This window comes from Nostoc sp. GT001, from assembly GCF_030382115.1.
Taxonomy (GTDB): domain Bacteria; phylum Cyanobacteriota; class Cyanobacteriia; order Cyanobacteriales; family Nostocaceae; genus Nostoc.
The window spans coordinates 1,534,775-1,551,263 of the sequence record NZ_JAUDRJ010000003.1; the positions used below are offsets into that span (position 1 = coordinate 1,534,775).

General features: G+C 36.5%; 9 protein-coding genes. 6 read left to right on the forward strand and 3 right to left on the reverse strand.

Annotation, left to right across the window (positions count from 1 at the left end; all coding sequences use genetic code 11):
• Positions 1-46 precede the first annotated feature (46 nt).
• Complete coding sequence (locus QUD05_RS09200) at positions 47-949, reverse strand: methyltransferase domain-containing protein (RefSeq protein ID WP_289795789.1); 903 nt, start codon at positions 947-949, stop codon at positions 47-49.
• A 1,004-nt stretch (positions 950-1,953) separates the two neighbouring features.
• Between QUD05_RS09200 and QUD05_RS09205 the strand changes: the two genes are divergently transcribed.
• The 6 genes from QUD05_RS09205 (at position 1,954) to QUD05_RS09230 (ending at position 11,854) form a co-directional block, all read left to right on the forward strand.
• Entirely contained in the window at positions 1,954-3,396 is a 1,443-nt protein-coding gene (locus QUD05_RS09205) for a sugar transferase (RefSeq protein WP_289795790.1), read from the forward strand.
• Positions 3,397-3,638: 242 nt separating this feature from the next.
• Positions 3,639-5,072 carry an oligosaccharide flippase family protein gene (locus QUD05_RS09210; RefSeq protein WP_289795791.1) on the forward strand — a complete coding sequence of 478 codons (1,434 nt, stop codon included), beginning with the start codon at positions 3,639-3,641 and terminating at the stop codon, positions 5,070-5,072.
• 89 nt (positions 5,073-5,161) lie between these two features.
• Complete coding sequence (locus QUD05_RS09215) at positions 5,162-6,265, forward strand: glycosyltransferase family 4 protein (protein WP_289795792.1); 1,104 nt, start codon at positions 5,162-5,164, stop codon at positions 6,263-6,265.
• Between the two features lie 10 nt (positions 6,266-6,275).
• Positions 6,276-7,490 (forward strand): O-antigen ligase family protein, encoded by a 1,215-nt coding sequence (locus QUD05_RS09220; RefSeq protein ID WP_289795793.1) that lies wholly within the window; start codon positions 6,276-6,278, stop codon positions 7,488-7,490.
• A 287-nt stretch (positions 7,491-7,777) separates the two neighbouring features.
• Complete coding sequence (locus QUD05_RS09225) at positions 7,778-8,974, forward strand: glycosyltransferase family 4 protein (protein ID WP_289795794.1); 1,197 nt, start codon at positions 7,778-7,780, stop codon at positions 8,972-8,974.
• 651 nt (positions 8,975-9,625) lie between these two features.
• Positions 9,626-11,854: a GumC family protein gene (locus QUD05_RS09230; protein ID WP_289795795.1), complete on the forward strand. Its 2,229-nt coding sequence runs from the start codon at positions 9,626-9,628 to the stop codon at positions 11,852-11,854.
• A 505-nt stretch (positions 11,855-12,359) separates the two neighbouring features.
• Here the strand turns inward: QUD05_RS09230 and QUD05_RS09235 are convergent.
• Both QUD05_RS09235 and QUD05_RS09240 read right to left on the reverse strand, forming a co-directional pair.
• Positions 12,360-13,745, reverse strand: coding sequence for a right-handed parallel beta-helix repeat-containing protein (locus QUD05_RS09235; RefSeq protein ID WP_289795796.1), 1,386 nt, complete (start codon positions 13,743-13,745; stop codon positions 12,360-12,362).
• A gap of 823 nt (positions 13,746-14,568) precedes the next feature.
• On the reverse strand, positions 14,569-16,038 hold the full coding sequence (locus tag QUD05_RS09240) for a polysaccharide biosynthesis/export family protein (protein ID WP_289795797.1): 1,470 nt from the start codon (positions 16,036-16,038) through the stop codon (positions 14,569-14,571).
• Positions 16,039-16,489 lie beyond the last annotated feature (451 nt).

Below are 16,489 nucleotides of genomic sequence, written 5' to 3' on the forward strand. Positions count from 1 at the left end.
TTGCAAACAGCTATAACACTTCCCAAACTAAAAAGTTGCTTGCTCTTTAATTTTTGACTATTACCAGTGCCTTCATTTCCGCATTGAGCAGAGGTTGATGATAATTTTTTTGGAGGTCTGGCACAGGTTTTCCATCTACAATAACTTTGTAGATTTTTGCATAGCAGTTGCTCGGTAAATTGTCAATAATTCTTGTTTTAAATGCAGCAGGACTATAAGTTCTAGCAAAGCCTTCATATGCACCCCATCCAGCAAAGCTTGCAGTATTGTCAAAAATTGTGATTGCTTTGTCAAAATTGGGCTTCTGAATCCGTTTATTGTTCCAGATTTCTGCATATTCGTTAGTTAAAAATAGCGGTGCAATGACAAGTTTTCTGCCAACTTTCAATAAACGTACTGCCTCTTTAATAAACTTAATATCCAAATCATCTCGAAAATGCTCAAAAGAGTGATGACAGCTAATTCCATCTAAAGATTCATCTGGGAGAGGGATCGCATCAATAGAGCCACCAATGTACTTAATTCCATCTGTGACTTTTCCGTCCAATAAAGAGTCTTGACAGTAAGCATTCAATTTGAACTCCGAAACTGCCATTAAAGCCTTTATATATTCAGCTTTTTCACCACCAGCAGCATCAAGTATTTTATCACCCTCTTTCAAATCTAACAGAGTCATTGTCGTCAGATATTCAAGTGGCTTGGAATGGATATAATCAAGCTGATTATATTTACTCAGTACATCTGAATTTATAAAATCCCTATAATCTTTTTCAGAAAAAGATAAATTGTTTATTTCTGTCTGTGCTTTTCCTATTTCCGAATCATTTGTGGCTCGTAAAATTTTATTAACTTCTAAATTATTGAGACGTAAATCTGTCAGAAAACGCCACTTTTTACTGTTTAAAAACCTACCCAATCGACCTAATATATCTAATTTGCTAGTCACCATACTTTCACCCCGTGTTTTTATTGATTGAAATGAAACTCTAAATTATTACGATTGAATCCAAAAAATCAAATTTCTGTTTTACCGAATAAACACAAACACTTACACGTAATTATAAAGGTACATTATCCTATCTCAGTAAAATCTACTTGATGAAAAATAGTTTTTACAAAATCTTCATTTTGTCTCTAATTATATAAAATTAATGTAAAGTCATAATCTGATTTTTTGGATAATTTAGGCGAACCTTATAAAACCCAACTACGTTTGTAACATCAGTCTTCTACTCTAAACTACAGTTTCGTCGTTAAGGCTGTTGCCCTTTTAAGACTTCATTTAGAAATGTCTATCAAACTGACTCAAGTGTAACCATAAACATTCAATAATGTAAACTTTTGTTACAAATACCAAATTTTTGATGCATTTTGTTATAAGTTGTGTGTTAAGTTTTGCTAGTCAGTAATTATGCGTAAAAAAATAAATACAACAAGACAACTTTATATTCAAAGCTGAATTAGTCCAAATAAATATGCTAGAGTAATCTTTGAGGTGATATCAATCATTCTATACCTCGAAGAAGTAAAAATCTCCAATATATCTGCGATATCCATAATTAATTCAGCTGATGTATTTAGTAACCTCAAAAACTATAATATTTTTATTTTGCCTAATTGCTTGATTATTAACATTAGCGGTTTCATTTAACTACTAATAATATAAAATTGGACAACAAGTACTTTTTTTATTAATTTCTAGAGACTAAAATTGTGATTATGGGCTGCAATCAAACCTAGGTATTTCGGTAGTAACGGCACTCAAACCGACCCTGGAGGATATTTTTGATAAAGAACTTAAAGTTACTCCGAAGAAAATTGTTAAGACTAGACTAAAAAGTCAAATTCTCTTTATAAATAAAAATAGTTGAGATACCTAAATTGCCTTGTATATCTAAGATACTATCAAATTTCACCTACATCAAGTGTTCCTAACTACAAGTGTTCCTAACTATGAGTAATCAAAGCATTACAACAAATAAATTCAGTGAAATACCTTTGGATTTACGTGCATCGACATTTGTCACGGTACGTAAGGGTTCGTGGTGGTTGAGATTAACAACATTATTCTTAGTAGACTGCACTCTTTTATTTCTAGCTTGGGTTTTAGCAGCATATCAATCTAATTATGGACATTTTGATTGGTATATACCGATTCATTATTTACCAATATTAACAGCTATTGGAATTCAAATAGGATCGCTAGCTGTAGAAGGTATTTATCGAGAAGGTCAAAAACGCTATGACTATTTCAATATTATCAAATCGCTAACTTTTGCTCATGGATTAATCCTTTTAGTTAGTTTTTTGTATAAACCAGTTGTTGATATCACACGTCCAAGATTAATATTATTGCCTTGGTTGCTAAGTATATTTTTTATTTGTACTGGTAGATACGCTGTAAATATTACTCTTGAATATCTACGCAAGCAGAAAAAAATAGTTCGTTCTTCTGTTTTCATTATTTGTGATCCTCAAGATCACGAGCAGATTGCGAGTTTTATAAAAAAAGAAAAGCATTATATCATATCTGGAACGGCGAATGCTAATTCACTAGACAGATATCAGCGTCAGCAAACATTGTCTCAGCTTAATCAACTAGGAGTGACAGAAGTTTTTATATCTTGGGATGCGCTAAAAAATAGAATGTTTTTGTGCTGGTTATTTCAAGCATCTGGGATACAAGTACATATTTTACCAATGGAATTAAAACCAATTTATAAAAACGTACAATTCAACAAAATAGGTGGAATGCCTTGTCTGAGTTTGGATTGTCCGATAATTACAGGTAAAGATTTTTGGATAAAGCGTAGTTGTGATTTTTGTTTTGCGACTTTATTTGTAATGTTATTATTCCCGATTTATATAGCTATAGCTATAGCTATAAAACTTGACTCTCCAGGCACAGTATTCTACAGACAAACACGTATAGGTTTACATGGTCAACAGTTTAAAGTATGGAAATTCAGGACGATGAGGTCTGATGCGGAAAAATTACAGAAAGAATTAGAAGCTTTAAATGAAACAAAAGATGGAATTATCTTTAAAATTAAAGATGATCCCCGCATTACCCGCGTTGGAAAATTTCTCCGTCGTTACAGTTTAGACGAATTACCTCAACTTTTTAACGTTATCCTTGGAGAAATGAGTATAGTGGGACCTCGACCTTTGCCTACCAGAGATGTTGAAAAGTTTTCTGAACACCATTTTATTCGACATGAAATCTTACCTGGTATTACAGGTCTTTGGCAAGTCTCAGGTCGCTCAGATATTTTAGATTTTGAACAAGTGATTCATCTAGATATTAGCTATATCGAAAATTGGTCGCTTGGGTTAGACTTTGAAATTCTCCTTAAAACAGTTATGGTGGTTTTGAAAAAAGATGGTGCTTACTAACAGAAAAAATCCTATAGCATGACGTCTATGATTATAGAATTTACTTTCCGTATCAATCAATAAATTTATTGCAGTGTTCAGTTTAATTTAAAGCGGATTAAATTTAGATTTTTCTACATTACTGAGTAATTAGTTACTTGTTTTGTTTGAGGATACTCTCGAAAAATCTATAAGGATATATCCAACAAAAAATTGTGGTGACTCAAAATAAAAGAATTAAGCTGAATTGAGAATTATTAAGAATGGTAGAAAAGTACAAATTCATAAGTAATTCCTTCTCAATGATACTCAATCGGTTAGCACAAAGTGTTACAGCTTTTGTATTAACCGCTTCTATTGCTCGTACTCTAGGAGCTGAAGCTTTAGGGCAGTATCTACTAGCATATAGCTATTATTTTATCTTTGTGGGCATTGCTTCACAAGGGCTAAAAACATTGTTTACTAGAGAACTAGCTCGTGAGCCACAAAAAACACCAGTCTATTTAATCAGTGGTACTTGCCTACAGTTAATATTTAGTTTTTTCAGTTATGCGGCATTGGTGATTGTAGTATTTTTACTTCCCTATAGTTCCAAAACCTCGACTGTTTGTTACATAATGGGTTTAACAATCATTCCCTTTGCGCTTTCTAATATAACAGAGGCAATTTTTCAAGCGAAAGAAAAGATGCATCTGATTGCGATCGCTACAGTGCCAGTTTATATTTTACGCCTAATAATCATGATTTGGGCGATGCAACTAAAATATGGAATTGAATATTTGGGGGCGATTCTAGTTTTTTCAGAAACACTAATTTTGGTAATTGAATGGATTTTTATCGCTCGATTAGTAAAAATGCAATGGGAAATTGATAGGAGTTTTGTCTTTAATACAATCAAAAGTGCACGTACATTTTTTGCTATTGAAGCAATAGCTGTAGTAAGTGGCAGAATTCAAATACTAATTCTTTCATTGTTAGGAAATGAGTTTTTAGTAGGTTTATTTGGCGGAATAACACAATTATTACAACCCTTTATGATTATTGCTAACAGTATAGGTTTAGCAATATTTCCAAGACTTTCAAAGGCAGTAGAGCAAGGACGGGAAAAGCAGAGGCAGATAGCTGAAAATATTATCGAAATCCTACTAATCATCGCATTGCCCTTATTTCTTGGAATCTTATTATTTGGCAAAGATCTATTAGTTTTTCTCTATAATGCTAGCTTTGCTGAAGCAAATATAGCTCTTATTATAAGCGCTGCATCACTAGTTTTTTTGCCGTTTACACGCTCACTGACTTATTTACTTGTAGCCAATGGTTTCGAGATAGTGAACCTACGTGAAGTAGTTATTACCACTACATTAGGGAGCTTAGGAGGTGTGGTATTAGTTTCGCACTATAAGTTACTAGGTGCAGCTTTAATGGCATTATTAATGACTATTTCTGGTTTTAGCCAGTATATTTATTTCACCTATACTCGCCTATTTCCATTAAATTTATGGCGAATTATCCGCCGACCATTAATAATAACTGTTTTAATGCTACCTATATTAATATTATTACAAAAGCTTAACTTAGACTTTATATTAACTCTAATTATTGCGACTTGTGCCTATACTTTATTTGTGGCTTATTTAGGTATTCGTGCTTTTGGAGGGTTTCGTTTTTTATGGTTCAAATTATTAAAATCACAGTAATTCGTTTCCGATAAATTCTTATCATTAACTCATAAAAATTGATGAAATAGATGAAAAAAATAATTTAAGGTGAGGGGATAATTTTAATTATGATTAAGGTTGCTTTATTACATTTTGGCTTTGAAGATTACACCATTGAATTAGCAAACAGTCTGGTTAAATATGTTGATTTAACGCTAATTCACCCAGAAAAAGTCTCAAAGGTATGTAGCAATGTTCTTGATTCCAGTATCCGCGTAATTAGCTTTAAAAAACCACGGATTCGCGACCCACGCAACCTATTGTCCATGTACGCGATGATGCGTATTATCAAAGACATACAGCCAGATGTCTTGCACGTGCAAGAAACTAACGATCCTTGGTATGATTGGACTTTGTTACTCAACAAAATGCCGCCATTGGTGACAACTATCCACGATGTATTCCGTCACCCAGGAGATAGCATGGCTGTATTCGGTTCAGAGTATACCAGACGTATTGCCTTCTATCGTTCCCAACAATTGATTGTCCATACTCATCAACTAAAAAAGATTCTAACTGAACAATTTCGTATACCTCAAGAGCGAGTCAATGTTTTGCCACATGGGGAACTTGGTAGTTTGTATCAGCGTCGGGGCAAGGAGAATAGTCAGATTCGTGAGCCAAATACATTACTATTTTTTGGACGCATCTGGCCCTACAAAGGATTGAAATATTTACTTCAGGCTATGCCTTTAATTGCTGAACGGATACCTGAAGTCAAGCTGATTATCGCTGGACGGGGAGAAAACATCAAACAATATTTCCCTAATGGTTATGATGATAAACGCTACGAAATTATCAATGACTTTATTCCCCTTGAAGAAGTAAGTAATCTATTTCAACGCAGTACAGTGACAGTTCTACCATATATAGAAGCCTCTCAAAGTGGTGTAGCAGCTTTATCTTATGGGATGGGAACATTGGTTGTAGCCTCTGAAATAGGAGGATTAAGTGAGATAATTCAGCATAAAAAAGATGGGTTGTTAGTTCCACCTTGTGATGTTCAATCTTTAGCAGATGCCATTATTTATTTGTTAAGCGATCGCGATTTACAAGAACGTATGCAAACTGCGGCATTAGCTCGTTGTCAAGAAGATTTAAATTGGTCAAATATTGCCGCTCAAACAGCTCAAGTTTATTATAAAGAACTGAATATGCAAAATAAATATTAGTTAAACTATTATGAGGAAAATACTAATTTTTGCTGAACAGGGATTCACAATTGCGAGCTTATTGATGTATTCAGGGGCAATCTTTGTTCTTGTACTGTCAGGAGGATCAGGACAGAATGATTTAGTAGAATATGATAGCTCTGTGATACGGATTATTTTTTCTTTAATCTACGCAGTTACCATAGTACTACTAGTTTTGCGTTGGAAGAAAACTCTTTATTTACTTAGTAAAAGCTTTTTGCTTTGTTCTTTAATTCTATTGGCAGCTGTTTCTATTGTTTGGTCTTTTGAACCATCAACAACATTAAAAAATAGTTTTGCCCTCATTAATTCCAGTTTATTTGGACTATATTTTGCTTCACGATATAGCTTAAAACAGCAGTTACATTTACTTGCTTGGAACTTTGCAATTATTATAATACTTAGTTGTTTTTTTGCTATAGCATTGCCTAAGTACGGTATACAAAGCGATTTGGGTAGCTCAAAGTGGCGTGGGGTATTCACGCACAAAAACGGTCTGGGAGCAAGAATGGTAACGAGTAGTATAACTTTTTTTATCCTTGGTTATCAAAATAAAAGACGTAATTGGCTTTTTTTGGGTGGGTTTTGTTTGTCAGTACTACTTTTACTCCTTGCGTCTTCAGGTTCATCTCTAATTAATCTATTAATTCTCATATTGACATTTTTTGCTTTTCAAATTTGGCGCTGGTCATACCAGGTCATGGTACCAACCTTAATAATCATAGCTACTATCAGCCAAAGTTTATATTTTTGGTTGTCTAACGATGCTGATATCCTGTTCAGTGCAATTGGTAAAGATGCGACGCTGACGGGTCGAACAGAGTTGTGGCCATTAGTAATTGATATGATTTGGAAACATCCTTGGCTTGGTTATGGTTATGGTGGATTCTGGCAAGGATGGAGTAGCGAATCTGCCTATGTTTGGCTTGCAGCTGGATGGACGCCAAGCCATCCCCACAATGGCTATCTGGCTCTTTGCCTAGATCTGGGTTTTTTAGGGTTAGGATTATTCTTTTTAGAATTTTGGCGCAGTTATCTGCAAGGATTTGCTTGGGTGCGTAGTAGTAAAACAGCATTCGATATTTGGCCACTTTTACACATGACATTTGTGATCTTATCTAGCCTCACTGAGTCTAATTTGATGGAATCAAATAGTTTGACTTGGATACTCTATGTGGCGGCATCTCTCTCAGTCAGAATGTAAAGATGAAGTAAAAATCAGATGATTAATCAACATAGCTATAACCAGCTATTAACCGCAAATCTGATAGCCATTATGATGTAGACATACATATTTATTGTCCAACCCAGTTTCGCCAAGGATGACTATAGGTTACATAAATAAGGTATATTTTAGACTTGACAAGTGAGTGTTTTACTAAAGTAACGTTTCACGTTTCCCCTGCCTATCACCCATAAATTATGGGTTTTGACCATTTTACCGAGTGAGTGAATAATTACTTGCGAAACTAATTAAAAATTGAAATTATTATGGCATCACCGAAGAAAGTACTAATTATCGTTGAAAATCTTCCAGTTCCCTTTGATAGACGGGTATGGATGGAAGCAACTACTTTGCAAAAAGCTGGGTATGAAGTTAGCGTAATTTCACCTACCGGTAATGGCTTTGATAAAGATTACGAAATTATTGAGCAGATTCACATTTACCGTCATCCTCTACCACCGGAAGAAAGCTCTGTCATTGGTTATCTTCGAGAGTACAGTTGGGCGATTAACTGGCAATTCCGTCTAGCTCAAAGGGTATGGCGAGAGCGTGGTTTTGATATCATACATATTTGTAATCCGCCCGATTTACTTTTCTTGGTAGCAGCATGGTTTAAATTATTTCATGGTATATCTGTTATCTTCGATCATCATGACCTCAGTCCGGAAATGTATGAAGCTAAGTATCGGCGGCGCGATATTTTTTATCATGGATTACGCTGGGCTGAACGCTTGACCTATGCCACAGCAGACATGGTAATTTCAACGAACGAGTCACACCGAGAGGTAGCTCTTAAGCGTGGGCATAAGAAACCAGAGAAAGTATTTGTAGTTCGTAGTGCGCCGGATCTTTCGCGCTTTCGCCGAATGCCTCCAAACCCCAATTACCGTAGAGGCAAGAACTATTTGATAGGTTACATGGGTGTCATGGGAGAACCAGAGGGTATTGATTATCTTCTGAGAATGGTATATTACATTGTCCACAAAAAAAATCGCTCTGATATTCACTTTATGCTAATTGGCAGTGGACCTATGGCAGAAAAGCTCAAGGATTTATCTAAAGAGTTAAAAGTGAATGAGTTTGTAGAATTTACAGGGTTTAAGCAAGGTGAAGAACTTTTAGAGCGACTTTCCAGCTGCGACGTGTGTGTAGAACCTTCTCCAACATCTGCTTATAACGAAAACTGCACCATGAATAAAATCCTTGAATACATGGCAATGGGAAAAGCAATTGTCCAGTTTGATTTGCGAGAGGGAAGACGTTCTGCACAAGAAGCATCTCTTTATGCAAAGCCTAACGACGAGGTGGAATTTGCCGAGAAAATTTTGGAACTTCTAGATTCTCCTGAACGCAGACAAAAGATCGGATCTGAGGGGCGACGCAGAATGGAGGAGATTCTTGAATGGCAATATCAAGCTCCAAAACTGTTAGATGCTTATGATAAAGTTTGGCAAAGTAGGTAGTTACTTTAACTTTCAGAATTACCATATTAAGTAAGTTGAGTAATGAGTAGATGTTTATGGTCAAAAATTACAAACTGACTAAAGATCAAGTTTTTTACTTGACTTTGAAATTTTGCCTTTGGCTAAGATAGTTGATCTGACAATGAATATAGCCGTATAATATCCAAGTAAAAAATCAAGTCTTTGATCATCCAGAAATAAATTTGAATGAATATTAATGGTTTATAACTAATGCAAAAAAATCTAATGCAAAAAAAAATTAATTGAACGTCCTGTTACTAAAGGGTTGATTTAGGGGACGGCAGTTATAGTTAGGAAGTAGTTAACTGACCTCAAATCCCAAAAAGAACAAGGTTTTTGCTCAATAAAGGTATACATACCACTGTTAAATATTTGTACTAAATGGGGACTAAATTTTTAACTTAAATAATCTATACTACGATACAGTTCAGTTAAGCACTTGTTGCGTCTTTGGCGGTTCGTTAAAAAAATGATTTTGATAAAGAGTTAAGCTTTAAGTGAACCGTATTGGTCTATACTATATTTTATATTGTAAAATTATACATAATCAGTATTGTAAATTGCACTGGTTTGTGGCTGTTATAAGTCAATTTTGAGTTTCTTGCTTAAGACCTGTACTTTGGAAGATTTATGTCAGAAAAATCTATGGAATCTAGAGAATCTATTGATTTAGACCTTAATCGTTACTTATTGATATTGAAACGGTGGTGGGTGCCTGCTTTTAGTGTATTTGTGGCGACAGTTATTTTAAGTGCTATATCTACAAAATTTCTGAAGCCAGACTATGAAGCAGAAGGAAAACTGTTATTCAGAGTTCCCAGTTTTAAAGTAGCAGGCAATAATCTTTCCCCTGGTAGCTCTGAAGGAGGAGACTCAGGAGATTTAAAACCATTGGTAGCAACTCAAAATCCCATAAGCAGTCAGATAGAAGTTATTTATTCGCCAGCTTTGTTGCAACGGACAATAGACAAACTACAACTCAAAGACAAGGAAGGTGAACCTCTGGAGGTGAAAGCACTACAAAAAGCCCTGAACCTAAAAATTATTGGTGGGACAGATGTATTGCGTATTAGTTATAGCAGTCACGATCCTGAAGAAGCAGCGGCAGTAGTCAACACAGTTATGAGGTTTTATTTAGAAAATGATATTCTGACAAATCGCTCTGAAGCAGGAGCGACTCGTCAGTTTATGGCCAAGCAACTTCCTACGACTCAAGCTGCTGTTAATAATGCGGAAGTAGCGCTACGTATATTTAAACAAAAGCATCAGATTGCAGATTTATCCGAGGAGACAAGATCAGCTGTCGCGACTATTGGAAATCTAGACAATGAGATGAATACTGTCAAGGCTCAACTGAATGAGGTAAATGCCCAAACCAATGAACTGCGGAAGAAAGTAGAGCTAAATTCTCAGGAAGCGATCGCTGTGAGTGCCCTCAGTCAGTCACCAGCAGTACAGGGAATTCTTACACAACTCCAAGAGACTGATCGGCAGTTAGCGGTTGAGCGCAGCCGTTTTCTAGATGACAACCCTATAATTATTAACTTAGAAGCAAAAAAAACCAATTTAAAATCTCTCTTGCAACAGCAAGTTGGTCAGACTATTGGCAATCAAACACAACTTCCCCAGAGCCTATTGCAGATTGGAGAACTCAGACAAAGCCTGATACAAAACTTTCTGCAATCAGAAATACAACGTTTTGGCTTAACTCAAAGACTCTCCTCTCTATATAATTCTCGTGCTAGCTATGAACAGCGGGTGAAACTTATACCCCAGTTGGCACAAAACCAGCGTGAGTTAGAACGGAAAGTTGAAGTTGCAGAATCGACCTATCAAACTCTATTGAAAAAGGTTCAAGAATTACAGTTAGTTGAAAATACAAATACACCTAGTTCTCGAATTATTGCTCAGGCTTTAGTGCCCAAAGATCCTACATTAACCAAAAAAATAATTGTTTTGGTGCTAGGAGTAATGTTTGGTTTGTTTTTTGCAACCACAACTGTTCTCTTTCTCGCTATGAGAGATAGATCTCTAAAAACGCTTAAGGAAATTAGAGATGTATTTGGATATACTTTGCTCGGAATTGTTCCTTTGTCTGTCAAAAAGCTGCGTTCCCGTGATTCAAATGCAGAATCAACATCTCAAACAGTTGCCGTCAGGGATACTCCCCACTCTTTAACGAGTGAAATGTATCGGATGATTCAAGCAAATCTGAAATTCTTAAGTTCAGATAATTTGCTCAAAACCATTGTAATAACTAGTGCAATTCCTAAAGAAGGCAAGTCTACAGTTTCAGCGAATTTGGCAGCAGCGATCGCTCAACTAGGACGTAAAGTTTTACTAATTGATGCAGATATGCGAGTTCCTTCTCAGCATCATCTCTGGCAACTAACCAATGAAGTTGGTTTGAGTGAGGTTCTTGTAGGCCAGGCTGAATTTGAAATTGCCGTATCTAAGGTAATGGACAACCTTGATGTTTTAACTGCTGGAGTTAGACCTCCCAACCCACTTGCTTTGCTTGACTCAAAACGGATGGCATCACTCATTGAGAATTTCTCATCTCAGTATAAGTATGACTTTGTAATTATTGATGCCCCTCCACTGCTTTTGGCAGCCGATGCTTTGACTTTAAGCCAAATGACTGATGGTATTTTGTTAGTAGCCCGACCCGGAGTAATTGATTCCAACAGTGCTAATGCTGCTCAAGAGATATTAGAGAGATCCAGTTATAACGTTCTAGGTTTAGTAGTCAATGGAGTCATTGATAAAAATGAATCTAGTAGTTATCGATATCATTCTCACGAATATTTTAAACCAAGAGAGTTGACAAAAGAGCTTAAAGGACTGGCGAAGAAATAAAGCTTCTAAAAGATTATTTTAGGAGTTACATCAAGTCCGGATAAATATTTATTAATAAAGACTGACGCAAAGACGCAAGAAGTTTGAAATAATAAGTAATTAACCGGACTGATAATTATATAGCGATCCTATATAGGATCAGGTATATCTTTACCAGTACAAGAAAAGCTATATTAGGTGTTATGGATAATTTTCTGGATGCTAGTCCGATTTCTTTAGGTATTGCCACTCCAATTTAATTGGGTTTATTAGGGTTTTTGTTCGCCTCGAAAGTACCTCCATGCACAAAACAAAACCCTAATTCATCCAAATACTTCAGGTCTATTTCTCCAGTAGCCGCACATAATTCCCGCATCTGTATTCTGCTTTGCTTGTTTCTGCGGTCGGACGATGGCGTCTTGTTTTCGTTTGTAGCTCCTCTTCGCCCGTTTTCAATTGGGTTGTAGACAAGAAATCTGTATAAGTAAGAACTTTACCATACAACCCAATACCATACTTTTAACTACTACCGATTTTCGTATGCTCCTCTATCGGGTGCATAACCGGACACACGAGGATTGCCTAGAAAATCGGTTTTCAAACTATTCCACTTTAAACCACTATTAATTGCCGGACTTGTTGATTTCAATCTAAAGTCACGAGATGAGGCATTAACAAACTGCGGATCTCCAATCATATCGTTAGATCCTGTAATCTTGATCGTCGAATTACTGGGATAAACATTGTAGTTATAATTGACGTTGACATTTTTCATATTGCTATTCGCAGCATTACCAGGGGAAGGATACATAATGTTATTGAAAATTTTGACATCAGACGAATAACCCGCATAAATTTCGCCCTTTCCCTTTTTTTTAACTTCTGGACTTTGCTGATTCCTATATGCTGTGTTGTTGATAATATCGATACGCTGACTATCATGGGAATGAATACCTGAACCGCCATTATTGTAGGTGAGATTGTTCGCAACTAAAACCCTTCCTCTATATCCTTTTGAAACATCAACAATAATGCCATTACCATCTGAGATCGTTCCGGAACCAATCCAAGGAACGTACATTCGATTGTTGTAGCTCCTGTTATTGGTTACAAATATCTTGTATCCCTGGTTGTTGTCAGAACTCCAATTATTAAGCATGGAAATGCCACTGCAACCATGAACTGTGTACCAAGCGTTATTGTATACAGTGTTATTATCCACCTTCACATAATCAGCTTGGATTGCTGAGATACCTGCTCCTCCACAATCATGCACTTTGTTGTTCAGAATATTGATGTGATGAGAACGGCCTTTGTTTCCTCCTTCAATGCTTATGCAATTTCCGCTAGTAAGCGGATTTGATGTGTTATATTTCTGACTTAATGCATAATCACGGGTGATATTAGCATTGTTCCCTATGACCTCCAGCCCATCAATCTCGATATATGAAGCTCCATTTGAAATCACAATACCATTCCATGTATTGTGCTGAATTTTTGGTAAATGCCCAGGATATGCTTTATATTTAATCCATGCATTTGCAGTTCCAGAACGTTTAATACTTAGTACAGAACCTCTTTTGGACCCATTCTTGTATTGCCCATTCATAATCAGTACCGTGTCGCCAGGATTAGTAAGGTTTGCTGCCCTTTGAAGTGTCCTAAAAGCGGATGAGGTAGAGAGTCCGCTGTTTCTGTCGTTTCCGTTACCACTAACATAGTATGTTGTCGCAGTTGAAATACCACTGATCAGCTTGCGGCTAGGTAGTGGTATTTCCTGAATAGTGGATGGCTGAGGAACATCTTTAAATAAAGACTCTGTTACTCTCTGTCCTTGAACCAGACCTGTTAATGCCCAGGGAAGTACAAGAGATGCGCTCAAACTGAGAAAACCGAAACCATGAATCATCATAGGGAAAAAATAGGGTATGTTGCAAAAACTCAATCATTAACGGTTAGTAACTCTAGCCTTAGTTAATAACCCAGTATTGGATACGGTCGTATCACTGCCACTTGTAAGTTTATACACGGTTTTATAAGTTTAAACCTGCGCATTTTCGCGTAAATATGGCTGAACCACCTTTTGAGCTTGTGTTCCAAAAAATCGCAAACATCTGATAAGATCACTGAATAAAAAATATCAGTATCCAGAGTTACCCTATTCATGAACACCAAGCAACCGTAGAAATGGCGTCATTTCCAATTCGACATCATTCTACTGTGTATACGCGGTATCTGTGGTTAAAATAGTATATCTGTCATCAATTAGTTAATTTACTTAAATAATTCTTATGATAATAAGAATCACTAAATGACTAAAAAGCAGTTATTGACTGGTGTTTACAGAATCTGCTTTCTAAAAGATTCTCATTATCATAAGAAATCCGAGTACCTACAATAAAGATTTCAAAAGTCTATCAATGCACATTATGAACTTATAGTGAGAGTTTTAAAGTTTACAGTATTTCTCTATGAGTAATATTACTTAAAATTATTATAATGACTAATGACGGATATATAGAAGTAGTCAGATAGCTTAGAATATTGGCAAATCATAAGAGAGCGGCTATAGCAGACTTATCGTAACAGTATGAAGCCGCTATAAAACACAATTTGCAAGAAGCGATGCCTTGTGGAACATCTGCTATGTTTAACTTGCTTTTGATTAAAGGATAGTGCAATTTTAGGGACGAAGACGGTTGACCAACGCCCCCAATTTGCATCTATCTCTTAAACTAGAGTCCGAATAAGTTCAAAAGATTAAAGATAACACCTAGAGGTCCAGTTATAGTGTTGACGGTATCGCCAGTCTTAGCTGAACCAGATCGGTTGACAACTACAACGTCATTATTGCGGAGTATAGGATTAGTTTGCTCATTAATCCCAGCGGAGAAATCCACTTTTACTATACGTTTAGTGACAGAACCATTAGGGTTCAGGCGAATCAAATCAACAGCACTACTACTAGCTCTGGCATCATTAAATCCGCCAGCGGCGAGTATAGCTTGATTTAAAGAGCTATTTGGCTGAACGTCTGTTAGACCCGGTTTTTTAACTTCGCCTACCACACCAACCTGAATTCGTGTAGGAGACAAAGTAGTGGTAGCTAATTGAGTAGCTTCTGCGGGGTTAATTTCAGTTGCCGTCGGAATAACAATCGTATCTCCGTCTTGCACAATGATGTCTTGATTGGCATCACCACTCTGTAACAGTTGCCAAAGATTAATATCTATAGATTGTTCTGAGCCAGTTCTTGTAGGTCGGCGTAGCTTGAGATTACGCACATCAGCTTGTGCTGTAATTCCGCCAGCTAATTGAATTACCCGTGTCACATTTGGTAAACCATTGGGAGTGGTAGTACCACTGTTAGTGGTTGTGCCCCCCTGTGCATCTGCGTTAGCTGGGGTGACAAGATACGAACCAGGACGGTTAACTTCACCAATAATTGTTACTGTGCGGGGTGTGGTTTGACTGGCGGCAAAGTTGGATGCAAATATATTACGAGATTCTGCCACGTTGAAGTTGGTTGCTGTTGGCACAACTATAGTGTCTCCATCCCGCAAAGTAATATCCTGCGATAACTTCCCTGTTTGAATGAGTTCTTTCAAATTGAGGGTGACAGCTTGCTCTGAAGAACGTCCTATTCTACGCCGTAATTGAACTTGAGTCACATCCGCAGCTAAAGTCACTCCCTGCGCTGTTGTTAATGCAGCTAATACAGTGGGGTATTGTACGCCTGGATTATTCCCGGCGCCTCCGCTCAAGCTTAGAGTGTAAGCCCCAGGACGTGTCACCTCTCCAGCAACGAAAATATTGATGGGACGAGGGGATAACAGATTGACTGAGATTAAGGGGCGTTTGAGGAAGCGAGCATATCTTCTAGCTATTTCGTCAGAAGCTTGTTCAGTTGTTAGCCCTAGTACCGACACACTGCCAATTAAAGGTAGGTTGATTGCTCCACCAGGGGGAATTTGGTATTCACCTGTATATTCAGGTACTTCAAATACATTTACACGAATGAGATCGCCGCCTCCTAATGAATAATTAGTATCTAATAGTGTTTGTGTGGTTGGTGGTTGTGTAGTTGGGGGTAATGGTTGTCCCTGAGCTAGACTGGCAGATGACACAGCGGCATTGACAGCAGTTAACAAAGCCATACCTACAGCTGGCTGAATTAAGAATTTAGACAAACTTTTGTTAAGCATATTTACCTGAGACTCTGAAACTACGATCAATAAAGTACTGTCTAAACATTTTTATTTTGACTATACCTAAGTATTCAAGTTCCCCGACACTCTTATTTTCCTAGAAAAGTGTGATTTTCCGGAGGAAATTTGTTTATTGAAGTTAAATTTTTAGTGAAGTTAGCTTAAAGTTAATGTTGCTTGAATAGAGGAATATCAAAAAATATAGGATTTACGCAAATAAACCCAGTTTCTACAATAAATTGTTTGTTAGCTAACAATCAAGTAGTGACGAATAAATTTTTATTGTCAAAGTTAATTTGATGACATTTAAAATCTGCGATGAGTAGTAAGGGACTACTGAAATTAGGAACAAGTTCATTAAATAAATACAAATAACCTTGAAAAGATGTCGAAATTTTATTTTTTTTAGGTTGTGTTGGGCAAAGAGAACTCAAAAATGCAGAATTTT